General features: G+C 30.0%; 26 protein-coding genes and 1 tRNA gene. 15 read left to right on the top strand and 12 right to left on the bottom strand.

The genetic code is table 11. The features are described from left to right. Positions 1 to 8: 8 nt before the first annotated feature. The 3 genes from FHK87_RS19475 to FHK87_RS19465 all read right to left on the bottom strand — a co-directional run bounded on the left by FHK87_RS19475 (position 9) and on the right by FHK87_RS19465 (position 3,465). Positions 9 to 2,126, bottom strand: a complete 2,118-nt coding sequence (locus FHK87_RS19475) for an ATP-binding protein (RefSeq protein ID WP_140595492.1) — start codon at positions 2,124 to 2,126, stop codon at positions 9 to 11. A 234-nt stretch (positions 2,127 to 2,360) separates the two neighbouring features. After that, positions 2,361 to 2,771, bottom strand: coding sequence for a hypothetical protein (locus FHK87_RS19470; RefSeq protein ID WP_140595490.1), 411 nt, complete (start codon positions 2,769 to 2,771; stop codon positions 2,361 to 2,363). A 106-nt stretch (positions 2,772 to 2,877) separates the two neighbouring features. Next, positions 2,878 to 3,465: an outer membrane beta-barrel protein gene (locus FHK87_RS19465; protein WP_140595487.1), complete on the bottom strand. Its 588-nt coding sequence runs from the start codon at positions 3,463 to 3,465 to the stop codon at positions 2,878 to 2,880. 394 nt (positions 3,466 to 3,859) lie between these two features. On the opposite strand from FHK87_RS19465, the gene FHK87_RS19460 reads away from it, so the two are divergent. Both FHK87_RS19460 and FHK87_RS19455 read left to right on the top strand, forming a co-directional pair. Beyond that, a complete protein-coding gene (locus FHK87_RS19460; RefSeq protein WP_140595485.1) occupies positions 3,860 to 4,537 on the top strand; it encodes a hypothetical protein in 678 nt (225 codons plus the stop codon). Between the two features lie 20 nt (positions 4,538 to 4,557). After that, positions 4,558 to 4,968 carry a hypothetical protein gene (locus tag FHK87_RS19455; RefSeq protein WP_140595483.1) on the top strand — a complete coding sequence of 137 codons (411 nt, stop codon included), beginning with the start codon at positions 4,558 to 4,560 and terminating at the stop codon, positions 4,966 to 4,968. A gap of 109 nt (positions 4,969 to 5,077) precedes the next feature. Here the strand turns inward: FHK87_RS19455 and FHK87_RS19450 are convergent, their stop codons facing one another. From FHK87_RS19450 to FHK87_RS19435, 4 genes are all read right to left on the bottom strand, one after another. Further along, a complete protein-coding gene (locus tag FHK87_RS19450; protein WP_140595480.1) occupies positions 5,078 to 5,737 on the bottom strand; it encodes a peroxiredoxin-like family protein in 660 nt (219 codons plus the stop codon). Positions 5,738 to 5,758: 21 nt separating this feature from the next. Then, entirely contained in the window at positions 5,759 to 6,367 is a 609-nt protein-coding gene (locus tag FHK87_RS19445) for a cysteine hydrolase family protein (RefSeq protein WP_140595478.1), read from the bottom strand. A 17-nt stretch (positions 6,368 to 6,384) separates the two neighbouring features. Then, on the bottom strand, positions 6,385 to 6,795 hold the full coding sequence (locus tag FHK87_RS19440) for a nuclear transport factor 2 family protein (RefSeq protein WP_140595476.1): 411 nt from the start codon (positions 6,793 to 6,795) through the stop codon (positions 6,385 to 6,387). Between the two features lie 95 nt (positions 6,796 to 6,890). Then, positions 6,891 to 7,772 (bottom strand): AraC family transcriptional regulator, encoded by an 882-nt coding sequence (locus FHK87_RS19435; protein WP_140595473.1) that lies wholly within the window; start codon positions 7,770 to 7,772, stop codon positions 6,891 to 6,893. A gap of 91 nt (positions 7,773 to 7,863) precedes the next feature. Here FHK87_RS19435 and FHK87_RS19430 point away from each other — a divergent pair, with 91 nt between their 5' ends. Both FHK87_RS19430 and FHK87_RS19425 read left to right on the top strand, forming a co-directional pair. After that, positions 7,864 to 8,208 (top strand): rhodanese-like domain-containing protein, encoded by a 345-nt coding sequence (locus tag FHK87_RS19430; protein WP_140595471.1) that lies wholly within the window; start codon positions 7,864 to 7,866, stop codon positions 8,206 to 8,208. A gap of 58 nt (positions 8,209 to 8,266) precedes the next feature. Then, positions 8,267 to 9,274: a Tll0287-like domain-containing protein gene (locus FHK87_RS19425; protein WP_140595469.1), complete on the top strand. Its 1,008-nt coding sequence runs from the start codon at positions 8,267 to 8,269 to the stop codon at positions 9,272 to 9,274. A gap of 146 nt (positions 9,275 to 9,420) precedes the next feature. Here FHK87_RS19425 and FHK87_RS19420 read toward each other — a convergent pair whose 3' ends face one another. The 3 genes from FHK87_RS19420 to FHK87_RS19410 all read right to left on the bottom strand — a co-directional run bounded on the left by FHK87_RS19420 (position 9,421) and on the right by FHK87_RS19410 (position 11,563). Then, positions 9,421 to 10,410 carry an alpha/beta fold hydrolase gene (locus FHK87_RS19420; RefSeq protein ID WP_140595467.1) on the bottom strand — a complete coding sequence of 330 codons (990 nt, stop codon included), beginning with the start codon at positions 10,408 to 10,410 and terminating at the stop codon, positions 9,421 to 9,423. A gap of 121 nt (positions 10,411 to 10,531) precedes the next feature. Further along, entirely contained in the window at positions 10,532 to 10,942 is a 411-nt protein-coding gene (locus FHK87_RS19415) for a nuclear transport factor 2 family protein (protein WP_226294331.1), read from the bottom strand. 57 nt (positions 10,943 to 10,999) lie between these two features. Then, on the bottom strand, positions 11,000 to 11,563 hold the full coding sequence (locus FHK87_RS19410) for a TetR/AcrR family transcriptional regulator (protein ID WP_140595463.1): 564 nt from the start codon (positions 11,561 to 11,563) through the stop codon (positions 11,000 to 11,002). A 257-nt stretch (positions 11,564 to 11,820) separates the two neighbouring features. Between FHK87_RS19410 and FHK87_RS19405 the strand changes: the two genes are divergently transcribed. The 9 genes from FHK87_RS19405 to FHK87_RS19365 all read left to right on the top strand — a co-directional run bounded on the left by FHK87_RS19405 (position 11,821) and on the right by FHK87_RS19365 (position 18,837). Continuing rightward, positions 11,821 to 12,054: a YgjV family protein gene (locus tag FHK87_RS19405; protein WP_140595460.1), complete on the top strand. Its 234-nt coding sequence runs from the start codon at positions 11,821 to 11,823 to the stop codon at positions 12,052 to 12,054. 403 nt (positions 12,055 to 12,457) lie between these two features. After that, the gene (locus tag FHK87_RS19400) at positions 12,458 to 13,216 is read left to right on the top strand and encodes a flavodoxin family protein (RefSeq protein WP_140595458.1); all 759 of its coding nucleotides are present in this window, start codon (positions 12,458 to 12,460) and stop codon (positions 13,214 to 13,216) included. A gap of 47 nt (positions 13,217 to 13,263) precedes the next feature. Further along, positions 13,264 to 14,037, top strand: a complete 774-nt coding sequence (locus tag FHK87_RS19395) for a hypothetical protein (protein WP_140595456.1) — start codon at positions 13,264 to 13,266, stop codon at positions 14,035 to 14,037. 45 nt (positions 14,038 to 14,082) lie between these two features. Continuing rightward, positions 14,083 to 14,478: a DUF2721 domain-containing protein gene (locus FHK87_RS19390; RefSeq protein WP_140595454.1), complete on the top strand. Its 396-nt coding sequence runs from the start codon at positions 14,083 to 14,085 to the stop codon at positions 14,476 to 14,478. A gap of 629 nt (positions 14,479 to 15,107) precedes the next feature. Continuing rightward, positions 15,108 to 15,686, top strand: coding sequence for a hypothetical protein (locus FHK87_RS19385; protein ID WP_140595452.1), 579 nt, complete (start codon positions 15,108 to 15,110; stop codon positions 15,684 to 15,686). Further along, positions 15,687 to 16,307, top strand: coding sequence for a hypothetical protein (locus FHK87_RS19380; RefSeq protein ID WP_140595449.1), 621 nt, complete (start codon positions 15,687 to 15,689; stop codon positions 16,305 to 16,307). Between the two features lie 44 nt (positions 16,308 to 16,351). Then, entirely contained in the window at positions 16,352 to 16,801 is a 450-nt protein-coding gene (locus FHK87_RS19375; RefSeq protein ID WP_140595448.1) for a hypothetical protein, read from the top strand. A 407-nt stretch (positions 16,802 to 17,208) separates the two neighbouring features. Continuing rightward, positions 17,209 to 17,805 carry a hypothetical protein gene (locus tag FHK87_RS19370; protein WP_140595447.1) on the top strand — a complete coding sequence of 199 codons (597 nt, stop codon included), beginning with the start codon at positions 17,209 to 17,211 and terminating at the stop codon, positions 17,803 to 17,805. A 288-nt stretch (positions 17,806 to 18,093) separates the two neighbouring features. Next, positions 18,094 to 18,837, top strand: a complete 744-nt coding sequence (locus tag FHK87_RS19365) for a hypothetical protein (protein ID WP_140595446.1) — start codon at positions 18,094 to 18,096, stop codon at positions 18,835 to 18,837. A 223-nt stretch (positions 18,838 to 19,060) separates the two neighbouring features. Here the strand turns inward: FHK87_RS19365 and FHK87_RS19360 are convergent, their stop codons facing one another. Continuing rightward, positions 19,061 to 20,062 (bottom strand): YhdH/YhfP family quinone oxidoreductase, encoded by a 1,002-nt coding sequence (locus FHK87_RS19360; RefSeq protein WP_140595445.1) that lies wholly within the window; start codon positions 20,060 to 20,062, stop codon positions 19,061 to 19,063. A 135-nt stretch (positions 20,063 to 20,197) separates the two neighbouring features. Here FHK87_RS19360 and FHK87_RS19355 point away from each other — a divergent pair, with 135 nt between their 5' ends. Continuing rightward, positions 20,198 to 20,524 carry a winged helix-turn-helix transcriptional regulator gene (locus tag FHK87_RS19355; protein ID WP_140595443.1) on the top strand — a complete coding sequence of 109 codons (327 nt, stop codon included), beginning with the start codon at positions 20,198 to 20,200 and terminating at the stop codon, positions 20,522 to 20,524. A 176-nt stretch (positions 20,525 to 20,700) separates the two neighbouring features. Here the strand turns inward: FHK87_RS19355 and FHK87_RS19350 are convergent. After that, positions 20,701 to 20,774: transfer RNA gene (locus FHK87_RS19350), tRNA-Arg, on the bottom strand. A gap of 486 nt (positions 20,775 to 21,260) precedes the next feature. Between FHK87_RS19350 and FHK87_RS19345 the strand changes: the two genes are divergently transcribed. Beyond that, entirely contained in the window at positions 21,261 to 24,944 is a 3,684-nt protein-coding gene (locus FHK87_RS19345) for a BamA/TamA family outer membrane protein (protein ID WP_140595441.1), read from the top strand. Positions 24,945 to 24,950 lie beyond the last annotated feature (6 nt).

The raw sequence follows: 24,950 nt of genomic DNA, 5'->3' as shown, positions 1-24,950 counted from the left end.
TTTTTCAATTATGTTGGTATTTCCATGGTAACAAAAATTCCTTTTTTGAGTATTGAGTCGATATTGATTATACCATTTAAACTTTTGATTCTACTTTTTACGCTATCCAGTCCTAAACCATTATTATTTTTTCTTGGTTCAAATCCTTTTCCGTCGTCTGTATATAAGATAGTTAGTAGTTTTTGATCAATACTATTGATTTCTATCTCAATGTTTGAAGCTTCTGCATGTTTGACGGTATTTATTACGAGTTCTTGCAAAACCTTAAAGATTTCTATTTGTATTATTTCTTTGAGATTGTCTATAGAAGTTCTAGAGAAGACAGAGAGTGAAGTTTTTAGATTACTGGCATCTCCAATTTTTTCAATATAATTTTCAAAAACATCACAAAATTTATTTTTACCAAATCGTTTTGGAGCGAGATTGTGTGATAGACTTCTTGCCAGGTTATATGTTTCGTCAATTTGAATATTTATCTCTTCGACAGAAGAATCTGAAATATTGCCCAATTGTAATTTTATTGCAGCAAGGTTTCCTCCAATACTATCATGAAGTTCTTGTGCAATTCTTTTTCGTTCTTTATCCTGACCTTCTATTGAAGCTTCAATTACCTTAAGTTCTTGATCTTTTAATATAGATTGTATTTTTTGACTATTTACTTCTTGTAGTGTTTTATTTAATTTATTTTGTGTCTTTAGTTTTTGATGATATACGATAAATAATCCAATAGTTAAAAGTGATAGAGGTACAGATATATACAAGAAAAGATTACTTAATACCCTTTGTTTATTTAGTTTTATTTCTTGTATTTCTTTGTCTCTTTTAAGAATTTTAATACTGTTTTCCCTTCTGTTAGATGCATTTTTGTATTGCAATAGTCTATTTTCGTTTTCTTTTTGTTCTATTTCTTGAGTTAGTCTTAGTTTCTCTAATACTTCTTGTTGATTTGTTATAATTAAATTTCTATTTCTGTTTTCTAATTGAAGTAATTTTATTTCCCGCTCCTTTTCTCTAGTCTTATATACTATCTCAAGTTGATTTACTTCTTTCTTGTTTTGTAACTGAGTTATAGAATCTTTTAATTGATTATAAATGGATTGAAAAATAAAAGCTTTTTTATAATTGTTTTGGTCGACACCTAAATTTTTAATATTGTCATGGATAATTATTTGCAGATTTAAAAAACCATATTTTTCTGCACTTTCTAACGCCCTTAGAAACATAGATTCTGCTTTATTATAATTTTTTCTTTTTACTTGTGCTATTCCTAATTCAATGAATGACGTTAATACAATTTTTAAAAAACTATTTTTTTTGGCAATTTCAATTGCCTCTTGGTATAATTGAGATGCTTTTTCAAAGTCTCCTAATTGTACATGATTAGCAGCAAGAATGGTTAAAATATTTGCTTTAGCTTGTTCATTATCAAATTTTTGACCTAATTCTTCAGCTTTTTTAAGATATTGATTAGATAATGTAACTTTTTCTTGTTTTGAATATACTAATCCCAAATTAATATAGGAGCCAAGCATGATTTCAGGATCTTCTTTGTATTCTAAACATTTTTCAAATAGCTCTATACTTGGTTGATATTCTTCAAGTTTTGAGTATAACAAAGCAAGTCCATGAATATTATGATAGTAAAAGTTAATTTCATTAAATTTATTTGCTTCTTCGATGCCTTTTAGATACCATTTTTTACTTTCACTATATAATCCTTGGTTATAATAATTAATACCTAATATACTATAGGCATACGATCTGACTCTTGCATTAATAGAATCATTATCTATTTTAAGATCAAGACATTTTTTTGTGTAATAGATAGACGAATCTAATTTTGTCTTTCTTTGAAAGTGAAGAGCTGTAAGAATGTACAAGTTAAGCTTTCCTTTTATAGTTTTGATTTTGCTCTTTACTTTGTGTATTTTTTTTAAAAATTTAGGGTCATTAGGTGTATTGTTATAAGAGGCTCTTATTTCTGAAGTAAGTTTATCCTCTCGTGCTTCTTGTTCTACACTATCTGTAGTAGAATATAAGCTTTTGCTTTGTGATAATATGAGAAAGGGAATAAAGATTAACATACCTGTTATTCGTAATATTATTCGGCTTTGATAAACTATCATATTTAATCTTTTGGGATACTTATTATCCTATATATAAAAATACCACAATTTTGAATCTGATTCAGAAAACATCTTATAATACAATACTGCCTAAGAAACTATTTTAGTTAAAGAATTATAGAAGAAAAGAAAGATATTTGTATCAGTTTTGGTAAGTAAAATTCTGGTCATTTTTTCTTCAAAAAAAGCTTTAGTTTTCAACTATAAACTAAAGCTTTTTTGATTATTATGTTGCTACAAGTTTTGCTCTAATACTTCTATTAAAGCTTTTGAGCGGTCTTCTACCATATCTGCATTGATGTAAGCAGAATGATCAATCATTAAATTCCCATCTTTGAAGGAATAAGTACTATTGGCAGAGGCGTTATCACTTTTATCTTGGATAGTTATTTTTGAGATAGATTCTTTTAAAGCTTCTTTACCCATATCATCTGTGGTAATTGCTTTAAAAGCTTCAATAATTGGTTGAAAATAAATTTTTGGAAAAGTAGATTCCCATAGGTGAGAGTAGTCATTAGAAGATAAACTGTCCCAGTCTATTTCTAATTCGACCTCAAAACCTGCTATATCATTTATTTTGTTTAGTAAAACTTTGTAATCAACTTCTTGAAAGTTTTTGATAATTCTTTTTTCTGCTAGACCCATGTCTTTTAGTTCTTTAAAATTTATGCCCAAAAATAAATTTTCATGAACCTTTATTTACCCCTATTTTTAGTAGTATTAAACCGAAGGTAAGTTGAGTGGTCATATATTAATTCAAAGGGAATGAATATCCTATAGCAACTGCACCCGAGAATTGTTCTACTGTGGGATGAAAATAATATGAGAATGCAAAATCAAAATTATTTTCACGTCCTATCATTAATCCTAGAGTAAAAGGAATATGTACTAGAACACCACTATCTTCTTTATCCGTAAATGGTGTAAAAGTTTTGAATGTTCCGGCAGAAAGCCCAACACCAATTTCAAAATATGGAGCAACCCAAGGTATAGGAGCAAGGATTCTTGTTTTCGCTCCCAGTAAAAAAGCATTCGATCTTATTTTGTATCCTCGCTGATTTTGAAAACTATTATCGTCATCATCAGAAGATGCCAAAATAAGACCCGCATATGGTCGTATACCAAACCATTTTGATAAAGCTAATACGTACTCACCCTGAAGATAAAAGCCGTTACCGTTTAGATCAGACTCATCCGTTGTGGCATTAATCCCAAGACCTATAGATGCATTTATAAATTGACCAGTTTTGGGCTGCGATTTGACCTGACTCGAAAAAAGTAGAATAAAAATTGTGGTTGTAATAGTTGTTACAAAAGTGTTAGGTAAAAGTGTTGTCATTTTTTTGTTTGAATGTTATTATTTTCTTTAAGTAAATGTCTTATAAAGTTAAAATGTTACCCTAAATTTTTCTTTTTTTGAATCAAAAGAATATAATACCACAAAGGATTCAAAACTTTCAATTCCTATTCATCAATATAAAATGTACAGATTCCTCTATAGTTTGTAATAGTACAAAAATAACTTTAAGATGATAAGCATAGGCTTTCCTGATTTTTCAAAACCCCTGAATTCAGTGTATACAAAGCTAGAGTAACCATTTACATTTGTTTCAAAATAGATTCGATATCTAGAAACATCAAAATTATTATTTGGAGATGAAATTTTTATCTACAAAGTCAAAAGAAGATAATATCGTATTATTTGATAAATAGAAAATTATTAAACTATTAAAATGGACCAAAACTCCCTTTTTTCTTCATTAGAAGTAGCAAATCCTATTACAGTGCTTAAAAAAGTAATTGAATATAATCATCGTCTAGACGATAATCATAAACATGATATTGTTTCTATTCGTATAATTCTTGGAAATGGTAGTATAATTGAAGGACAACCAGCAAAAATAAATGAAGATACTTGCGTAATGTTGACCCATAATAATACCATCCTATTTTTTTTCTTAAACCAAATAAAAGGAATTGAAATCATAAATCCGTACAAAGCGATTCATCTTTTTACAGATGGTATGTTTTTCGATATTCAAAAAAACGATATACCAACGGCACTTCAAGTCAGTAGAACACTAAAAGAACTTCAAAAACGTATAGGTAATGGTTTTGTAGGAGAGATAAGCTCAACAATTGATATAAAAAAGCTAACTGATACCGAAAAATTTCAATTGCATCAAATTATAAATAAACTACCAAATGTAATTGCCAAAATCGCTGTTGATGAAGATGGGCGTAGTGCTATAACTAATCTCAAAGCAATTATACTTAATAAATCAGAAGCAAACTTAAGAGCTTATATCAATAATAATAATAATAGCATTATCCTTGACTTAAATCTCACAAAAAAACTACCAGAACAATTTGAAGAAGAACTTAAAAAACAGATTGAAACTATTTTATAAATTAATTAAAAACAAAAATTATGGGATTATCTGAACGTAGAGTAGCAAAAAAATTCGAAGAAGAAATATTTCCTGAATTAAAAAAGGATATAGAGCAAGCTGCCAAAAAATCATTAGAATTTGAAGTTGAATGGAAATCAATCGCTATCGATGGGATGAGCCATCTATATGAAGAGTGTTGGCCGCAAGTATATTTTGAACCTATAAAAATTGCTCTTGGAAACATTACAGTAGATGATATGGGAGCCGAAGCTATTGAAGAAAGTTTATCTAAAATAGTTATCAAAAATGAAAAAGAAACTTCTTCTCCCAGCAAATGGTGCACGTTTGAGGATAATATCTTGATTTTAGATCATAAACCGACTACAAATGTCAATCAAATTCAAGATCGTGCTGATGCCATACAAAAAATGCTAGAAGATAATTTGTAAAAGAAAATAATTAGCTTTAAAGTAAAAAAAGCTATAGCCATTATATACTGGCTGTAGCTTTTTTAAAATGAGTTATCAGGTCACTTTGACGTGTTTATAAACCAAAGAACTAAATAGATTCAGAATTTAATTGAGTCATTTTGATTAATACATCATTTGGTTCAATCCTATTCATATAGTTTTCTTCAATATAGGCCATTAGGATTTTTAAATTACGATCTACTACATAAATGGCAGGAACTGACAATTCACTTTTATAGCTATTATGAAATTCTTGTAAATCAATTCCAAAATTGGTGTATTCTCGTTTAAGATTATTATTTAATTCAAAACTGATTCCGATTTCTTTTGCTAGTTTGCCTTCTATATCTGTAAGAATAGGATATGTAATATCATTCTTTTTTGAAGTTTTAGTTGCATAAACAGGGCTCTCAGCACTTATGGCGATAATATCACCTCCAATCTTTTGGAAATCAGTTCTTAATTCTTCGTACGCTCTTAATTCAAGATTACAATAAGGACACCAGCCTCCTCTGTAAAAATTCAGGATTAAAAATTGATCCTTTACAAAGTCTCTAAGATTAATACTATTGTTATTTATATCTTTGAGTGATGTGTTAGGAATAGTATCCCCAATATTTAATGCTTTAGCTTGCAGCTTATTTGATTTCAATTCCTCTATTCCTTCTTCAATAACTCTTGCAATTGTACGAGGCATTTTATTGAAACCAGAAGCTGTGATTTGATCAAGTTTATCTTTTAGTAACATATTTTTGATGTTTACTTTAAACTATTTATTATCTAATGAGGAGTTTAGATTTTTGAGTACCTCTTTCAGATTTGTTAATTCACAAGCCCAAAAATTTAGAATGTTGTGAAGTAGAGGTTTGGTATCTTTATCTTCAAACGAAGTAAGATTACTTAATTCATCAATCAGAAATACAGGAATATCTCTGGAGAAAGCTTCATGTACAGAAAAACTAATAGCATAATTGGTACTCAATCCGCAAAGAATTACCTGTTCCTTTCCCAATTTTTTTAAGAGAGAAAATAGTTTTCCATCAAAAAAAGCTCCTGGGCGTGTTCTTGTCAAGATATGATCTTTTGCTTCTTGTTTTAATCTAGGGTCCCAATCAGTCCATTCAGAGTCCGGATCAAAATACCCTTGTTCTATTTGCGGCCAATCTGTTCTTAAGCCTGTTTGACTACCATCTTTTTTTAGTATATATGATGAATGAATCACTGGGATATCATTTTCTCTTGCAGATTTAGCTAACAAATTGATAGGAGTAATCATTGCACTAGCGTCATTAGAATAAGGACTGTCCGGTTCTGTAAAAAGTCGTTGCATGTCGATAATTAATAATGCAACTTTATCTTTTTTAAATAAAAAGTTCATAGGTCACGAAGAATTAATTATTTAGAAAGCAGGCTATCTGGTCTTGCAAAGATTACTTCTCTGGTTACTTGCCATCGATTATCTTCAAAAATAAGATCTATACTTAACACAAGATATTGATCATCTCCTGCTAGATTTACTTTTCTAGAAATTAGAACATGTGCATTGTGGTCATTTACTTGTATATGGTCAAACTTTGCCCAGGTACTAAGAGGTTTAGAACCGTTTTTAAGTTTTGTTTCAAACAATCCTTTAAAAGCGGCCTTATCAGCAATACTAACATTATCATCCAAATCTATTGTTATTACTTGAAGATTTTTGTGATAGATACGTTCTAGCGCGTCGATATCAAATGTTGTTCCTGCTTGAATCAAATCTTGTATAGACTGTTTTACGCCTTCTTTACTTATCATTTTTGAAGTGTCCATTTTTATTGTTTTTAGTTAACAAAATAAAGATGAAACAAAAGTAATTTGAGAAACAGCTATTTCTTTGTCAATACATTATTAATAATGGTCAATATCTAACCAGAATTCTTTTTTAAGTTTTTAAGAAATAGAGTAGGGGTCATTTTTTCATGTTTTTTAAAAAACCTTACAAAATTAGAAGGATCGCTAAATCCCAATGCATATGCAATTTCTTGCGATGTGAAAATATCTTCGGTTAACTTTCTTTTAATTTCTAATATGAGCCAACTATCAATAAATACTTTGGCTGTTTTATTGACCATTTCTTTGCAAAGCTCATTAAGATGTTTGTAAGATACATGAAGCATTTTTGCATAATCATGTGCATCATGAGTCTCAGTATGATGACTGGATATTAAATCTTGAAACTTCATGAAATCTTTATATCGTTGACTTTGAAATGTTTTGTGTTGATATATAGAATTTCTCTTAATTTCTAATATGAGCGATATAAATATAGACTGAATAAGCTCAGGTTTTAAATTAGGATTTGAGCTTTCCTGAAGCTTTATAAGTTTATCTAGATATGGTTTTAGTTTAGTAAGGTTTTCTTCTCCAATATGTAAGTGTGGTGTATGATATAGTTGTAAAAAGTGAAACATGTTACTTTCGCTCAATCCCTGTACAATAAAAGATTCATCAAATGATATTACAATACCTTTTACATTCAATTCTTTTTGAAAAGCATGTACCTGACCTTTCAAAGAAGGTAGTATTGTGCCCGGGTCAATAGTTTTTTCTTCAAAATCAATCATATGCTTGCTTGTTCCTTTGCAAAAAATAGTAAGACCATTAAATTGGATTCTATGTGGTTTGAACAAATTAACTTCTGAATCATGGAATCGATCATACAATTCTTGAATAGAGCATATATCAAATAAAAAAGGTTGCCTTTTTACCTTATTAAAAGGAATATTTTCTATTTGTTGTTTTTGCATTTTAAAGAAAATTAGTTGTTTGTAACATAAGTTACTGTTACTGTATATGCTCGATGTTACCTTTGATATAATATGATAATACGTATTGGTAATGGCATTATTTAGTTTTTTATTTAGCTCAAAAACAAAGGAAACAAAAAATATTAAAATTTTAAATGCAGATGACTTTAAATCATCTATTGCACAAAAAAATGTTCAATTGATTGATGTTAGAACACCAAAAGAGTATCGTTCTGGTCATATTTTCAATGCTTTGAATATTGATGTTTTAAAATCATCTACTTTTCGAATGAACGCAAAAGAGTTAAATAAAGAAGAACCGATCTATCTTTATTGTCGTTCAGGAAATAGGAGTCAAAAGGCGGCTAAAATTCTTTTAGAATTGGGGTTTGATCAAATTTATGACCTTAAAGGTGGTTATATGGCTTGGCGCTAAAATATTTTGATACATCAAAAAGCATATTCATTATTATAATAAGTAAAGTAGGCCGATAATGGTAAAAAGAAGAACCTGGATATTTATAAGCTTTATAATAATATTTGGCTGTAAAGATAAAACCACAAAAAAGTATACTGATGTACCATCAAAGGTGAAGAGTGCAAAACAAGAATTTTCGATAGCGCTATCAGGCAAAAAACTTATGGAAACACAGTGTTATGTTTGCCATAGCCCTACAGCTCCTGAAAAAGAGAATAGAATTGGGCCACCAATGATAGAAATTAAGGCAAATTATATTGATAAAAATACGACTAAAGAAGAGTTTATAAACACAATGTGGGATTTTGTAAAAGAACCTACAAAAAATAAGACAAAACTGCATCAAGCTGTTGATAAGTATGGCGTAATGCCTTATCAATCTTTTAGAAAAGAAGATATTGATAAGATCGGAGAGTACATGTATGAGTATGAAATAGAAGAACCCTCTTGGTTTGAAGAATATTGGAAAATTAACAATATAGCAAAAAACTACATTAATAGTGGTAAAAAGATACTACCATCCGGCAAAGAATATACAACAGAAGATATAGGTTTAAAATATGCTTTGGATACCAAAAAAGTATTAGGTAAAAACCTTATGGGAGCTATTCAAAAAAAAGGAACCCTTGAAGCATTGGTGTTTTGTAATGAAAGAGCTTATCCGCTTACGGATAGTATGGCAAATGCTTACAATGTTTTAATTAAAAGAGTAAGTGATAAACCAAGAAATCCAAAAAATATAGCGAATACCAGTGAATTGGATAAAATAAATACTTATAAAAAATCATTGCTAAATAGAATAAATATGAATCCCATTATAGAAAATAAAAATGGGGTTGATCATTTTTACTATCCTATTGTTACCAATAGTATGTGCTTGCAATGTCATGGTGAGCCTAAACAAAACATCAAACCTGAAGTACTTGCTGAAATAAAAAACTTATATCCAAAAGACATGGCAAAAGGATATAAAGTTAATCAATTACGTGGTATTTGGAGTATAACGTTTTTACAAAAAGAGTAGTGGGAGTATACATTAATTATACACTAACTAGATTTACTTTGAATTGTTTTTGAGATTTTGAAACCTACAGGATTCAAAGTAGATCTAGTAATGTATTAAGAAAATTTTTGTTTCAATAGTTTTTCATTATTTACAAATGAAAATACTTATTTTGATATTGTATTATTCATAAAATCTCTGATCTTTTTTATGATTTCATTTCCATCTTCTTCTAGTGCAAAATGACCTGTATCATAAATGTTATAGTCGATATTTTTGACATCTTTTTTAAAGGCTTCAGCTCCACTTTCGGGAAAGAATTCATCATTTTTACCCCAAACGATTAATAGAGGAGGTTGATTGTCTCTTAAATATTGTTGCCATTTTGGGTATAGTTTTAAGTTGTTTTGATAATCATAAAATAAATCTATGTTTACCTTATGTGCGCCGGGTCTTGAGAGCCTTAGATAATCAAGGTTCCAATTATCTGGATTTACACTTTCTTTATTACGAGTACCATGAGTATATTGCCATTCTAGTCCTTCTAATGAGAAAGCTGGTAAACATGCAGCCTCAGTTTCAGGATTTCTATCAGCCCATAATTTTCTTATACCTTCCCATGCTTCTCCAAGACCTTCTTCATATGCGTTTCCATTTTGATTAATAATGGCAGTGACTCTATCAGGATGTGTACTTGCAATTCTTAATCCGATAGGAGCACCATAATCCTGGATCATCAAGGCATAAGAGTTTATTTCTAGTTTTTCTAGAAACTGATTTATAGTAACTGCTAGATTATCAAATGTATATTCATAAGCTGATGCAGGTGGGAAATCACTGTTTCCAAATCCAGGATAATCCGGTGCGATTAAATGAAATTCATCAGATAGTTGAGTTAAAACTTTTCGGTATTGATGAGATGAAGAAGGGAAACCATGTAATAAAACTATGGTTGGGTTTTTTGTATTTCCTGATTCTCTGTAAGCAATATTGACCCCGTTGATGTCAATTTTTTTGAACTTAGTGTTTGTTATAGTTTTCATTTGTGGATTTATTTTTTTGTTATTTTGATTTGATGTACTATTATTTTTTGGAGTTTCACAAGCAGTTATTAATAGTACTAGTAATAACATGCTATTAAGGATTAATTTTTTCATTTTTCGTGTTTTAAAAATATTGTTACTCAGTGATCAATATTTTGGTTTTATGGGACTTGCCTCAAAGTTTTACATATACTTTGTTTATTGATATTCTATAGACCTGTCCCGTAGTAATTACCTATAACTTTCTATCTGATTCATTGATCTTTATATCATTGATGCTGGCATATCTTTTTTTCATAAGCCCATTGTTATCAAATTCCCAGTTTTCGTTTCCATAAGCGCGAAACCATTGACCCTCTTTATTATGGTATTCATATTCAAATCTCACAGCTATTCGGTTATCTTGAAAAGCCCATAATTCTTTTTTCAGTTTATATGCTAATTCAATTTTCCATTTGTTAGCAAGAAATTCTTGTACTTCTTGTCTTCCATTAATAAATAAATCTCTATTACGCCATTCTGTATCAATAGTATATGCTTTTGATACTGTTACAGGATCTTTACTATTCCAAGCATCTTCAGCCATTTGAACTTTTTGTATAGCGGTTTCTTTGTTAAAAGGAGGGAGAGGATGTTTTTTTTCCATGATTAAATAATTTTAGTTTATTACCGAACATTCGGTAAAATATTAATATAAATTTTTTTATGATTTCAAATACCTGTTTTCAATGTCTAATAATGTGTTCTCAAATATATCGATGTTATTCATTCCCTTGCATACAATTAAGCTTCCTTGTATTTCTATTAAGGTCTGTAATGCATTTTTATGAGACTCGTCTGGTGTTAACCCCAATGTTATACCTATTGAAGTAAAAGCATCAATCCATTCTTTCATCGCATTTGATATTTGTTGTTCAAATAACTCAAGTCCGGACTGCATTGATAAAGCTCTAAAAATACAAACTTCGCGTCCGCCATTGTAAAGAGTTCTTATTTGAGCTATCCCATCAATCAATCTATCTTTTGGAGTTTTTTCTTTGTTATTTAATGCTTGAAAGATATTAGATTTGACCCATTCATCAATATGAGCAAGAACAGCAGCAGCCATTTCTTGTTTTCCACCAGGAAACCGATGATATAGACTAGCTTTTTTTAACCCGGTAACCTCAGCAAGTTCTGCTAAACTGGCACCTTCATAACCTTTGGTTCTAAAAACCTTAGTTAAACCAGCCAAAATTTCTATATCTAATACCTTTTGTGGTCTCATAGGGCAAATTTAAAATGAATTATTGTAATTACCAAACGTTCGGTAAAAAAATATTAATTGTTACCCAATTTAATTATCGTAAATTAAAATTAATTAGATCTCAAACCGAAAACTATTACCAAAAAATAGTAATAGTTTATTTATTTATAAGAAAAAATAATTAGAAAAGAATATGTTGAGTAAATAGTATAATACCTTTGACCTGATTAAATAAACTTTTAATTATTTATAAAAAACCGACAATAAACATATAAAATATGGATCAAATAAATTGGATAGAAACACTAGGGTATATTGCTTCTTTTTTTATAGCAATGAGTATTACGATGAGTTCAATACTTAAGCTTAGAATTGTAAATCTGATCGGAGCATTTCTTTTGGGCACCTATGGAATATTAATTAACTCTATACCAATAGTATTATTAAATTATTTTATTGTGTTGACAAATATTTACTTTATCTATAAAATACTTAAAGAAAAGAAGTCATAAAGTAAAAAATAAGAATAGCTTTTCTAACATAGCTAAAGTAATTTTTGAGTTAAGATGTAAGTTTTGATTTTCGATACTGTCTAATCGAATAAGGTTGCTTAATAAAAAATCATTAGATAGTAATTTCTTTATCGCTACTCTAGGTTTTTATTAATTAACGTATTATGCCTCCAAAATTGCAGAGATAGATATTTGACTTATTTTTTTGAAATAACCTTATTATACTAAAGGCTAGACTAATAAATATCTCAAAAAATAATTTTTTAGTCTTTATCTTAAATGTTGTGTGAAGTAAACCTTTAAAACAGAATTATTCAAAATCACCAAAAAAATAATGACGGTAAAGGTTTTGATCTTTTTAAAAATAAACTAAACATAAATACGAATCATTAAAATCAAGATCATGTCAGAACAACTTCAACAAAAAATTAAGGATCATTGTAGTACAGCGCCCGCAACATATAATGATCTAAAAGTACTTTTTTTAAACTGTACGTTGAGTAGAACTCCTGTAATGTCTCATACAGAAGGACTAATAAAGGTATCACAACAAATATTTGAAGCAAATGGAGCGACTACAAAAATAATTAGACCTGTAGATTATGTACTTGCTGCCGGATTAGGAAAAGATATGTCAGAAACTCCAGAATGGGACCGTGATGATTGGCCGCAAATTCAGAAAGAAATAGACAAATGTGATATTTTAATCCTTTGTACTTCAGTTTGGTTAGGAGAAAAAACATCAGTTTGTAATCGCGTATTAGAACGTATGTATGGATATACGCATTCCTTTAATGAAAAAGGCCAATATCGAGATTATGGAAAAGTAGGAGCAACACTCATTACAGGAAATGAAGATGGTGTAAAACACTGTGCAATGAATATCTTATTTTCATTATCCCATATTGGATACACTGTACCCCCACAGGCAGATGCTGGATGGATGGGGGAGGCAGGTCCCGGACCATCTTATATGGATGAAGGTTCCAGAGGACCGGAAAATGATTTTACGAATCGAAATACGACATTCTTAACTTGGAATTGTTTGCATCTTGCAAGAATGCTTAAAGATAATGGAGGGGTCCCTGCTCATGGTAATCAACCGGATGAGTGGGAAGCAGGGTGTAAGGCAGGATTTGCAAGCCCCGAACATAAACGTTAATCAAAAGGAAGATTCACTTAAAGATCATAAGAATAACAATATAAATCATGAAAGAACAGATACATCTAGCAGCACAATATTTAGCAGCTGCGGGAATTAGTTTTGTTATACCAAAAAATGATGATAGCCATACTAATTTAGGCTTTAATGTAGATGCAAAAAGTCTGGAAACACGTCAATTATCTTCTGAAAGAGATGTTTTAGCTTTTAATTACGAGCAGTTTTCTTTAGAATGGCATTCTTTTTCAAAGAAAAAAATGTTTAAACTAGATGGAAAAACACATCAAGAAGTATTGCAATGGTTAAAAGAAACATCACTTAAGTGTATAGGTAAGAGTTATAAATATGATCTACATTATGACTTACCATATTCTATTGATGATGATTATACATTCAAACTAAAAGACATTGATGAATTAAAATATTTAAGTAGTTTAAGAATACTTATACAACAAACATTAGAGCAAATTATCAAGGATTATCATCTCGAAACAGAAATACGTGTTTGGCCACATCATTTTGACACAGGTATCTATACTGCTTTTAGAGTCAATAATAATGATACCTCTTCACAAGAATCAATCCATATTGGACTAGGGTTAGCGATACCGGATCGTCTTTGCAATAAACACTATTTTTATATAAGTGGCTATGCAAAAGACAAAGCAATAAGCACTACTAATTTTCAAAATTTAGACCAAGGAGTTTGGATAGATGATAATTTTAAAGGAGCAATATTGTCAACGGAGAAAGGTGTTTCAAAATCTGATGTTATAGAGTTCTTTCGAGAAGCTATAAAACAATTTACTCGTATTGATTAGAAGACCTCTTATTGTATAAGTCATTATTAATTAAAAAAAGAGTTTATGGAAAATTGGTATTTACCTATCACAATAATTCCGGGAATAGGATTGTTGATTTTATCTACTTCAAACCTTATGGTATCTATAAGTAATGAGATTGATACTTTGATTAATAGTGAAAATAAATTAGAAGAAATTATACATAAAAAGCTAACCCAGCTTAAATTACTAAATCGTACAATGGTATTGTTCTATATAGCGATTTCTTGCCTGGTTGTGGCAGCATTACTTAGAGGGATTAATACCAAGTTAGATATAGTATGGGATATAGCTATTTATGTGATCATTATATTGGGTATAATAATACTTTTGATTGGTCTTTTATCACTTATACAGTATTCATATAGTGCAGTAAGCATAAGGCAAGACCAATTTTTAATTAAATTCGATAAAAAGTAAAAGTATTACCATAATTAAGTAATAGATTTTTAAAAAGAAATAATTCCTTAATCCTTTATAATAAATAACGGTTCTGTTAAAGCATCAAAATATGAAAAGGGTCTAAAAACTTAGATCCTTTTTTTATATATGTTACTCACAATCAGATTCGCTAACTTCACATGTTACTCCTAAGTATAGACAAAGACTAGTAGTTGTACAAAATAAATAGAGTTGGGTTCCTTCTTTGATCGTAAGACTTTGAAACCTGAAAATAGTTTTTTTGCTTAAAATTTATATAAATGAATACTCTATTAGAATAATTTTAAATGTAAAATACTATTCTAACGTATATTTTTTAAAACCATACGCTTATTTATTCTTGAGTTGCAGAAATAGGTTCTCTATCTCACATCCTTACGTAGCCATATATCTTTACATCTCAAAACTAAAGAATATATAAAAATATGGAATTTATACAATTTCTTGAAAACAGTTTCACTAAAGGAACAAAATTCAAAATCAGAAAGAATGAAAACACTTCATATCCTTTTATTGATATGTTGAATAGAACCCTTGTATAAATGAATCACCAACAAAACTTTTCTAAGTATCTAAAATTGTATTATAAAAACTATTAATTAAAAAAAATGAAAAATATTTTAACTTTTTTACTCATTTTACTCCTATGTGCTTCATGTAATTCTATCGATTCAATAAATTTTAAAAACGGAGAGAGCGTAGAAAAATTAGAAGCAATTATGGCTGAAAACTTTAATAATGATTCTGATGTTTACAGCTTAACTTTTTCTGCAGAAACGCTAACAGGTGATTTAGAAGATATTCGTTATGATTACCAACTAAATGGGAGCTATTTTAATGAAACCTTTAACATATCTAACAAAACACTTAGTGATCCGTCCAAAAGAAACAAGATTATATACAAAAACAAAAAAAGTTTCAAAATAAAAGACGCTCCTATATCAGTGATCGCGGATAAATATCAAGAGGCTTTAAAAATATTAGAAGAACAAGAACTTCTTGAAGAGGGTACAGACTACTACCTAGATTATTTAGCGTTCAGAGCAGATAAAAAAGGAAATATATATACTGATTTTGACTTGAATTATTATATAAATAGTACAACCAGCGGACGAATGAGAACAACCAATTATGGTCAGTACAAATTTACGATGAACCCAGATAAATCACTAAAACTTAGAAACTAAATGAAAACTAAATTCTACTATACGATTTGTAACCTGTTTGTACTTGTGCTTCTTGTGAGTTGTTCTGGTAGCAGTGATACACCAACATTTACTAATATGGAAGGCATTAATGCCTTGAAAACTAAGTTGAATGACACCTTTGACAAAGACAAACAAGTAAACGGGATAGGCTTTTTAGCACAAAACACCAATGTCGATGCGATAGAGCAAATCAATATATATTTTCCTGAAAACAATAAAAATACACTTTGGTTCTACAGCTATGCAACAAGTCAATTACATAAACCTGAAGCTACACAAGAACTTAAGAACGTTCCAAAAACTAATGCACTAAGCGCGTTCAATATCGATGAGTGCCACACGTATTTTAAAGATGCTATTGCGTTAATTGAAAATGAAACAGATGAGTTTTCAAACTATCGCGTGAACAGTTATGATATGATGGTAGATCAAACCTCAGGTAAAATAAAACATGTCTTCACGCTTAATACTGATAAAAAAACGGCGAAGCGTACATTCTACGGAAGAAAAATAAACGATTACCTCTATCAATTTCAATTTGAAACAAACAAAGATGGTCAATTAGAATCTACATACGGACTAGATGTATTCGATGATTAACATAAACTACAGCATAAGAATAAAAAATAAACAAGATATTTAATATGAAAGTAACAATATATAAAGCAATAGAAAACCCATCTATAGAAGATGTAGAACAAATAATAAAAGAAAAATTAGGAGACAAATACACTTATAAATCTTCTAGAAAAGCTAGTAGTGTAGCCGGGAAAATACTGAATAGTCGTACAGAAGATACTATTACGGTTATCAAAAATGCATATCATAGATTTGTTGTAGTTGTTGATGTTGTAAAAGATCCTACTAGTGAAAGTGGAAAATGTACTCACTTTCGCTTTAGTTCGGCAGAATTAGCAGGGTGGTTAGCTTTTTTACACAAAGAAGGTGGTCTTTTAGGAGCCTTTATTATAAGGCTTATTTATGGGAGTAATGATCCTATATACGATGAGGTAAGAAATATTGTAAAGGATAATTTTAAAATAGAAGAGCAAACTGTCAATACTGGTCTTAGCGCTTTACTAGGTAGAAAATAGGGTATAAAAATAGATCAGAAATAGTAAATACCTAAACTTATTAGTTGTAATTATGGACATTCTAAAATGCTTGTATTTGATTTAATGTGCTTAAAATAAGACTGATAAGAGTCAATAATGAAAAATCAAGAAGTAAGAAAGCAAAAAATGGATTCTTACTTCTTTTATTTCGATGACCTATGTCTTGATGCTCTCGCGATTCTTAGTAGTGTCTTAGTTATTTTTAGCTAAACAAAACATTGCGTGTAGAGGAACTAAAAACCATAAGTTGGTGCAAAAATTTATATAAATAAACACTTTACTTTTTGTTCTATTTTTGATTAATAAAACCAATAAAAAATATAATGTTAAAAGTAAATAGTAGTATATGTATAATACTATTGAAACATCATTAAATGATTATAAAAATGACAAAAACTATCCTACTAATTTTACTAATACTAATGTTTGATACAACGTTTGGACAACAGAACAGTGTAAAAAATACTTTTGATTATGTTGTTCGAAACGCTTTTGGCGATCTCAATAATGATGGCTTAGAAGACAAGGCAATCATTGCAATGGATACTATTGATAATAGCAGACCATTCAAATTAGAAATCTTCTTGTCAAATCCCAATGGTGAATATCATTCGTTCTTTTCATCTACTACAATCATTGAAGCAATGTATCCTCCTGAAAAGAATGGTGCTTATAATGGGAGTCAAATTCCTGATGTAAATATTGAAGATGACAAATTGCAATTGGATTTTTATATCAAAGGAAACTCTAGATATGAATTTCAAATAAGAAAAGAACAATTTAGATTAATACACTTTACTTTTGTGCATTATGACAGCAAAAATATTACCGAAATCGCTTTCGATCTGCTTAAGAATCAATATTCAAAACAGGTTGAAATTTTGGAAACTTCAAAAATTACAGAGAAAATCGACAAAGAAGTACGTATTAGACCCTTGCCAACTCTAAAAGGATTTAAACCCTTCATCAATGAATATTATTAAATAGTATTCACATGCACCGATATTAAAGTACTTAATATTAATAAAAAATTAATTACTGAAACATAGATCAAAATACATAATTCCTTACTATTATAAAGTTACATTTTATTTGATGACCTATTTTGATATATATGCAGTAATAGATAACCAAAATAGGGTGTTCCAGACTATTAAATAAGGGTTGAACAGCCCTTGTATACAGATCTCATATCTTCTACATTTGATTTCACTTTAGAAGTATAAGTTACTTCTTTTAACCAATCGTATCATATAAAATCAATATTTAGAATGAAATCAAATCAACTTATTTTCAAAGGAATTTTGTTTGTACTATTTTCAGTTAGTATCATTTCTTGTAATAAAGAAATCACAGAAGAAGAAACATTTAATTCGAGTGATCAAAAAAATGAACTTGTAGATGAATTAGAGTCCACATTTGATATGGATGCTCGTATCGCTACTTTATATGCTTTAAAATATGCTAGAGTGATAGATCCAGAGTTTCGATTTAGTCCCAACTCTCCACAAACACCAAGATTTATTTCTGGTGAAAAAGCAAACACAATTATTGATCTCAGTAAATTACCAGTAGAAGAAGAGGAAATTGCCTTTATAAAAGAATTGATAACTCAAAAAGAAAGTAGAGCAATTGTAATCAAAGAAGTAAAAGATCGTGCAAATAACACAAGTGTTGATTTATTATATATTCCTTACCCAAAAGGAATGGATGTACCTAGTGATTTTATTTTTCAAAATGGGATATTGATTGACAGTTTTTATGTTTCAGGATTAGTAACATTACCATGGCCATTGCCTTCTGTTGGTTTAGAAGGAGCCAAGAGTTTTTGTAAGTGTACAATTATATTGAGAAATTTCAATGTTACATGTGCCACTTGCCCCGAGCTTTCTTCAAGTTTAAAATTATTATTCTCAGATTACATAAATGATGATGTAAATAATTATGACAAGATGTTGAGCAAAATTACAACTATAGAAGAAATACCTCTAGGAGGAAGCTTATTCGATTTGTAACCATATGTATTATCCTATAAAAAAGCCATTCAAATTTGAATGGCTTTTTTTGATCATGAACCAAAATACTTCAAACTTTTTGAAGAATTTTAGAGTTATACTTTCCAAAATTAATTTTTAAATTATACAGCACTTACATATCGGGTTAATAATAACCATGAGGGATTTATATAGCAGACCGATAAAGTTCGCCTAATATTTGTGCTGATTATTATCAATTATTTTATTTAGCTATTGTCAAAAGGGTTCTTCCTTTGAGCTTGCCGTTAAGCATTAATTCTATTTGATTTGGTAGCTCATTGAGCTTAATTTCATTACAGGTATTTTCTAAAAACTCAGGTTTCCATTCGTCTGCTAATTTATTCCAAACTGCAGTTCTGTATTTCATCGGATAATTTTGAGAATCGATACCGATAAGAGTAACACCTCTCAGGATAAAAGGAAAAACGGTTAAATTAATCTTTGGAGAAGCAACGTTACCACAACAGGTTACTGTTCCTATTGGATTTGTTGACTTAATTATGTTTTCTAGGATTACCCCTCCAACAGTATCTATTGCTCCAGCAAACATGGGTTTTAATAAAGGTTTCTTGTCAAAATTTTCAATCTCATTACGTGGCATAACTTTTCCTGCACCTAGTTCAAGTAAGTATTCTTTATTTGCTTCTTTGCCAGAAATTGCAATTACAGAGTATCCCAATTTGCTTAAAATTGAAACACTTAACGAACCCACTCCGCCTGTTGAGCCAGAAACTGCTATTTTTCCATCTTCGGGCTTTACTAACTCTGTAAGTCTTAGTATAGACATCCCCGCAGTTAGTCCAGCTGTGCCATATATCATAGCTTCTTTCATAGTTAGTTTTTCTGGCAATTTTAAAGCCCACTCAGAAGGAATCTGAATATATTCAGCAAAACCTCCATCAGTATTCATTCCTAAATCATAACTAGTAACAATTACTTTTTCGCCAACTTTAAATAAAGTGCTTTTTGATTTTTCTACTACTCCAACAGCATCGATCCCAGGAGTGTGGGGATAGTTCCTTGTGACTCCTTTATTTCCAGAAGCTGATAATGCATCTTTATAGTTTAGAGAACTGTAATGTACTTTAACTAAAATCTCGCCGTCGTTTAACTGACCAAACTCCATTTCTTTTACAGAACCTGTATAATTACCATCGTTCTCTTCGACTCTAAAAGCTTTAAACGTAAGATTATTTTGTTTCATCTTTATGGATTATTTTTACTTATCTTTATATAAATTTCAGAATAAATATTATAATTTTCAAGTACTTACAAAAGGTGCGCAAACGAACATTTATTTCAGTTTTTAAGATTCTCAATACTTTAAAAGGAAAAAAAAATGAAAAAAAGTTATTGCCCTATTGATACATTTATAAATGTGATAAAGGGAAAACGAAAGGCGACGATTATTTTGCACCTCTTTCAGGGCGATAAGCGATACAGTGAACTAGTAAAACTATTAACTGATATTAGTGAACGCATGCTTACAAAACAACTTAAAGAATTAGAATCAGATGGATTGATCAATCGAACCGTTTATCCCGAAGTTCCTCCAAGAGTTGAATACAGTTTGACAACATTAGGAAAAGAGATTCATCCTGCGTTAAAAGGAATGTATAAAGGAGGTATTCTTTTTGAAAAAAATATTTTTGATCTTCAAAATTGAAAATAAGAATTACTTACAGAGGATTAGTTTTAGAGTATTCATTATATAATTTCTAAAACAGGAGATAATTTTTTGGGAAGATTATACTTAAGAAATGTTCAAGAATTTAAAGCACATCTTATTTCAGGACGGAACATTATAAACAAAAAAGCCATTCAATTTTGAATGGCTTTTTGTGATCGCGACAGGATTCGAACCTGTGACCGTCTGCTTAGAAGGCAGATGCTCTATCCAGCTGAGCTACGCGACCATTATATTTTGTATGGTTACTTTATCATTTCAGCGCGGCAAATATACAATAGATTCTTGTTTTCGCAATACTATTATATGTTTTTTTCAAAACAATTTTATGTAAACATTTAATTACAGCGTTTATTTTTAAAAAATGTCTAGATTAACTAATTAACTTTTAATTATTTATGCTTAATAGGTATGCATGGGGAATTTTATAAAAAAAATATTATCTGTATAAATCAAGCTTGATTGTACACGTGATAGTATAAGACTGGTATTTTCTTTACAAAATATTATACTTCAAATTTATCATTAGATGTTCTGAATGAATGGACTTTTGATATTATTTTAAATTTTGTTAAGATATGTAACAAGACATAATTATTTACATATTTTTGATTTTGGTAAGATATTCAATTACTTTCAAAGTATCATAATTGTAGATATAAACAAATCTTTAAAGTATCAAACTTACTGTTATTTAATCAGACAAATCAACACAATGAAATTATTAAAGGTACTTTCAATCTTAACCATTTTCTTAGGTATAGGTTGCGCATCGTATGAACCACAACTTATTACAAACCCCAAACAAGAAACGACTACAAAAGAAGTAGAACACACTTTTTACATCGCAGGAGGGTATGGTAATTCTAAAACACCTCAAAATACGGCTACACTAGAACTTTTTAAAAATCACCTTTCTAAGTCTGATAAGAATAGTACTGTAATCTTTACTGGAGATAATATTTCTGGAATCAAAAAAAATACTAAGCAAGACAAAAAAATTATATTAGATCATTTAGAGGCTTTAAAAAGTTTTGAAGGAAAAACTGTTTTCTTATCAGGTATGAATGAGTGGAAAAGTAAAGATGCTGAAATGATAAAAGATATTGAAGACTTTATTCAGGAAAACAAAAAAAATGCAGATTTATTTCCTGCAAAAAGTTGTCCTATAGAACAAATAGAACTAAACGCTAAACTTGATTTGATTGTTATTAATTCTTCTTTATTGATTTCGAACTGGGATAGATTGAAAAATGTAAATAAAAGATGCGAGAGTGTTAATACAATGCGTCGTTTTTCTGAAGAATTAGAAGGTTATATTAATGATGGGCAAAATAAGAATATAATCATTGCCATGCATCATCCAATTTTAAGTAATGGTAAATACGCAGGGAACTCTACTGTAAAAGAAAATATGCTTCCACTTCCTGTTTTGGGAACTGTGATTGAAGGTATAGAAGAATTAGGAGCTTTTTCTCCAAATTTTTTAAATTTCAGACGATATAATGCGTTGCGAGTATTAGTAAGCTCTATAGCTCAAGATTCTGATCGTGTTACTGTCGTTTCTGGACATGAGCAAAGTCTTCAATACCTTACAGGAAACAGAATACAACAAATTATTAGCGGTTCTTTGGGAGAAGCAAAAGCAACAAGGCGTACAAAAGATGTAATTTCTGCTCTTGGAGGAACTCTTAATTTTGAAGGACAGTTTACCTATGGAAAAACAGGGTTTACTAAGTTAGAATACTTTACAGATGGCTCTTCAAAAGTTACTTTTATTACCGGTGATAAAGACAAAAAATACATGTTTGATGTTTTACCCGCATTTCAACAAGAAAAGAAATTTTCTGATTTTGATATTCCTAAAGAAAAAACAATTTCTCGAGCAATTATAAGTGATTCTACTAAGTTAAAAAAATCAGGTTTATACAATTTTTTCTGGGGTAAACATCATCGTAAATATTATGGAAAACCTGTAGAAGCTCCTGTAGCATTATTAGATACCTTATACGGAGGATTAACTGTTGTAAAGAAGGGAGGAGGACACCAATCGTATTCGCTTAGACTTGAAGATAAAAATGGGAAACAATATGCGATGAGATCATTGAGAAAAAGAGCACTTAGATTTCTTAAATTTATTTTGAGAGGAATTGCATATAATCAGTCTGATTTTGAAGATTCTATAGTAGAACAAGTCGTTTCAGACTTCTTTACAACCTCTCATCCCTATATGCAGTTGATTGTAGATCCTCTAGCAGAAGCAGCAAAGGTAAATCACGCAAAAACTCAGTTGTATTATATTCCAAAACAAGAGGCACTAGGATCACTTAATGAAGATTATGGAGGAGAGCTATATTATATAGAAGAACGCCCTTCTGGCGAAAACATGGATTATAGAGGATATAATCGTGTACATCCCGAACTCAAAGTTGATGATTTTGAAAGTACTACCGATGTTTTAGACAAAATCAAGAAGGATAGACATAACACAATTGAGCAACGTAGTTATATCCGAGCAAGATTATTCGATATGCTGATAGGGGATTGGGATAGACATAATGATCAATGGCGTTGGGCAGAATATCAAAAAACAGGTAAATCAAAAGAATATGCCCCAATACCTAGAGATAGAGATAATACTTTTCCAAAATATGATGGTTTGGCAGTAGTATTGTCAAGAATGTTAATACCAGATACCAGATTTTGGCAAACATACCAAGGCGACATTAAAAGTGTGAAGTGGCTTAATGCAGAAGCAAATAATTTGGATCGAGCAATTTTAAATCAGTATGGGGCAGAAATATGGAGAGAAGAAGCAACTTTTATAAAACAAGCAGTTACAGAAGAAGTGATTAATAGAGCATTCGCTCGATTGCCTGACGCTATACAAGATGATACAGCAGAACAAATTAAAAAAGCATTAAGAGAACGCCTACAACGGTTGCCTCAATACGCCTTTGAATATGGAGAGTATTTAAATAAAGTTGTAGCGATACATGGTACCAGAAATAAAGATATTGTAGAAATAGAACGTCTTCCGGAAGGAAAGACGAGAATTAAAATTCAAAACCCGTCACAAAAAGAAGCTAATGAATTTTATTATGACAGAACCTTTGATAGAACAGAAACAAAAGAGATTTGGATTTATGGACTAAATAAAAGTGATACTTTCAAAGTATCTGGAGAAGGAAACAAACAGATTAAAATTAGAATTGTAGGAGGGTATGGAGAAGATACCTATATTATTAACAATACAAACAAGCTAAAGATCTATGACTTTAGATATGAGACATCTAATTTTACAGAAGATATTCCCAAAAAGCAATTAACCAATCGATATGAAACCAACACGTTTCATTGGCGATATTTCAAAGAAAATTCAAATATTGTATTGCCACAATTAGGTTTTCGAGTAGATGATGGTTTCTTTATAGGAGCAACAGATACATACACAGTTAATGGTTTTAATGGAAGCCCATTTAGAAGGAAACATACTGTTTCTGCAAATTATTATTTCACTTTTCCTGGGATAGAGCTTAGTTATCAAGGTATTTTTGCAAATATTTTCCCAAATTGGAACTTTGAAGTAAATGGATATTTTACTAATGAGCGATTTGCTAATAATTTCTTTGGTTTTGGTAATGAGACCATCAATAATAATAATGATGATTTGGATTTTAACAGAGCCAGAACAAAACAATTAAAATTTGATGTAGGGATCAACTATCAAACATTATATCTAAAAGCATTATTCGAGTCGTATAAAGTAGAGCAAAACTCTGATAGGTTTTTTACTCCTGATAATGTAAACCCATTAGTTTTTGACAATCAAAATTATGCAGGAGCAGAAGCAGGTCTACGATATAAAAACGAAGACGCAATAGGTTTTCCTACCAAAGCACTCTATTTGTCGTTCAAAGCAGGTTTTTTGGCAAATACTGATCTAGAAGATAATAGATTTGGATATCTTGTTGGTCGAGCAGGATTTAGTCGAAAATTAATAGCTTCAGGAGATATCGTATTAAGTTCTGTCGTAGAAGGAAGAACAAATATAGGAGACGATTTCTTTTTCTATCACGGAGCTTCTATAGGAGGTAATAATGGGTTAAGAGGTTTCAGAAATGAAAGATTTACAGGTAAATCATATCTTTACCAAAGTACAGATATAAGATTACGATTGACAAAATATAAAACATCTTTTTTACCAGTAACAATAGGTGTTTATGGAGGGTTTGATTATGGTCGAGTATGGGTAGAGAATGATACTTCAAAAAAATGGAACACCTCTCAGGGAGGTGGACTATGGTTGCAAGGACTCAATCAATTTTCTTTACATGCCGGATTCTTTAATTCTAAAGAAATCAATATGCTTCAAGTTGGGTTGGGTATGGATTTTTAAAAAATA

Origin of the sequence: Aquimarina algicola, from assembly GCF_006443095.1 — a bacterium.
GTDB classification, from domain to species: domain Bacteria; phylum Bacteroidota; class Bacteroidia; order Flavobacteriales; family Flavobacteriaceae; genus Aquimarina; species Aquimarina algicola.
The sequence above is the reverse complement of the archived record's forward strand: the minus strand, read 5'-3'. Positions and strand labels throughout refer to the sequence as shown.

What these genes read in the sequence shown, in the direction of transcription:
- FHK87_RS19475 (WP_140595492.1), bottom strand. Translation starts at nt 2,126, where the DNA reads ATGATAGTTTATCAAAGCCGAATAATATTACGAATAACAGGTATGTTA.
- FHK87_RS19470 (WP_140595490.1), bottom strand. Translation starts at nt 2,771, where the DNA reads ATGGGTCTAGCAGAAAAAAGAATTATCAAAAACTTTCAAGAAGTTGAT.
- FHK87_RS19465 (WP_140595487.1), bottom strand. Translation starts at nt 3,465, where the DNA reads ATGACAACACTTTTACCTAACACTTTTGTAACAACTATTACAACCACA.
- FHK87_RS19460 (WP_140595485.1), top strand. Translation starts at nt 3,860, where the DNA reads ATGGACCAAAACTCCCTTTTTTCTTCATTAGAAGTAGCAAATCCTATT.
- FHK87_RS19455 (WP_140595483.1), top strand. Translation starts at nt 4,558, where the DNA reads ATGGGATTATCTGAACGTAGAGTAGCAAAAAAATTCGAAGAAGAAATA.
- FHK87_RS19450 (WP_140595480.1), bottom strand. Translation starts at nt 5,737, where the DNA reads ATGTTACTAAAAGATAAACTTGATCAAATCACAGCTTCTGGTTTCAAT.
- FHK87_RS19445 (WP_140595478.1), bottom strand. Translation starts at nt 6,367, where the DNA reads ATGAACTTTTTATTTAAAAAAGATAAAGTTGCATTATTAATTATCGAC.
- FHK87_RS19440 (WP_140595476.1), bottom strand. Translation starts at nt 6,795, where the DNA reads ATGGACACTTCAAAAATGATAAGTAAAGAAGGCGTAAAACAGTCTATA.
- FHK87_RS19435 (WP_140595473.1), bottom strand. Translation starts at nt 7,772, where the DNA reads ATGCAAAAACAACAAATAGAAAATATTCCTTTTAATAAGGTAAAAAGG.
- FHK87_RS19430 (WP_140595471.1), top strand. Translation starts at nt 7,864, where the DNA reads ATGGCATTATTTAGTTTTTTATTTAGCTCAAAAACAAAGGAAACAAAA.
- FHK87_RS19425 (WP_140595469.1), top strand. Translation starts at nt 8,267, where the DNA reads ATGGTAAAAAGAAGAACCTGGATATTTATAAGCTTTATAATAATATTT.
- FHK87_RS19420 (WP_140595467.1), bottom strand. Translation starts at nt 10,410, where the DNA reads ATGAAAAAATTAATCCTTAATAGCATGTTATTACTAGTACTATTAATA.
- FHK87_RS19415 (WP_226294331.1), bottom strand. Translation starts at nt 10,942, where the DNA reads ATGGAAAAAAAACATCCTCTCCCTCCTTTTAACAAAGAAACCGCTATA.
- FHK87_RS19410 (WP_140595463.1), bottom strand. Translation starts at nt 11,563, where the DNA reads ATGAGACCACAAAAGGTATTAGATATAGAAATTTTGGCTGGTTTAACT.
- FHK87_RS19405 (WP_140595460.1), top strand. Translation starts at nt 11,821, where the DNA reads ATGGATCAAATAAATTGGATAGAAACACTAGGGTATATTGCTTCTTTT.
- FHK87_RS19400 (WP_140595458.1), top strand. Translation starts at nt 12,458, where the DNA reads ATGTCAGAACAACTTCAACAAAAAATTAAGGATCATTGTAGTACAGCG.
- FHK87_RS19395 (WP_140595456.1), top strand. Translation starts at nt 13,264, where the DNA reads ATGAAAGAACAGATACATCTAGCAGCACAATATTTAGCAGCTGCGGGA.
- FHK87_RS19390 (WP_140595454.1), top strand. Translation starts at nt 14,083, where the DNA reads ATGGAAAATTGGTATTTACCTATCACAATAATTCCGGGAATAGGATTG.
- FHK87_RS19385 (WP_140595452.1), top strand. Translation starts at nt 15,108, where the DNA reads ATGAAAAATATTTTAACTTTTTTACTCATTTTACTCCTATGTGCTTCA.
- FHK87_RS19380 (WP_140595449.1), top strand. Translation starts at nt 15,687, where the DNA reads ATGAAAACTAAATTCTACTATACGATTTGTAACCTGTTTGTACTTGTG.
- FHK87_RS19375 (WP_140595448.1), top strand. Translation starts at nt 16,352, where the DNA reads ATGAAAGTAACAATATATAAAGCAATAGAAAACCCATCTATAGAAGAT.
- FHK87_RS19370 (WP_140595447.1), top strand. Translation starts at nt 17,209, where the DNA reads ATGACAAAAACTATCCTACTAATTTTACTAATACTAATGTTTGATACA.
- FHK87_RS19365 (WP_140595446.1), top strand. Translation starts at nt 18,094, where the DNA reads ATGAAATCAAATCAACTTATTTTCAAAGGAATTTTGTTTGTACTATTT.
- FHK87_RS19360 (WP_140595445.1), bottom strand. Translation starts at nt 20,062, where the DNA reads ATGAAACAAAATAATCTTACGTTTAAAGCTTTTAGAGTCGAAGAGAAC.
- FHK87_RS19355 (WP_140595443.1), top strand. Translation starts at nt 20,198, where the DNA reads ATGAAAAAAAGTTATTGCCCTATTGATACATTTATAAATGTGATAAAG.
- FHK87_RS19345 (WP_140595441.1), top strand. Translation starts at nt 21,261, where the DNA reads ATGAAATTATTAAAGGTACTTTCAATCTTAACCATTTTCTTAGGTATA.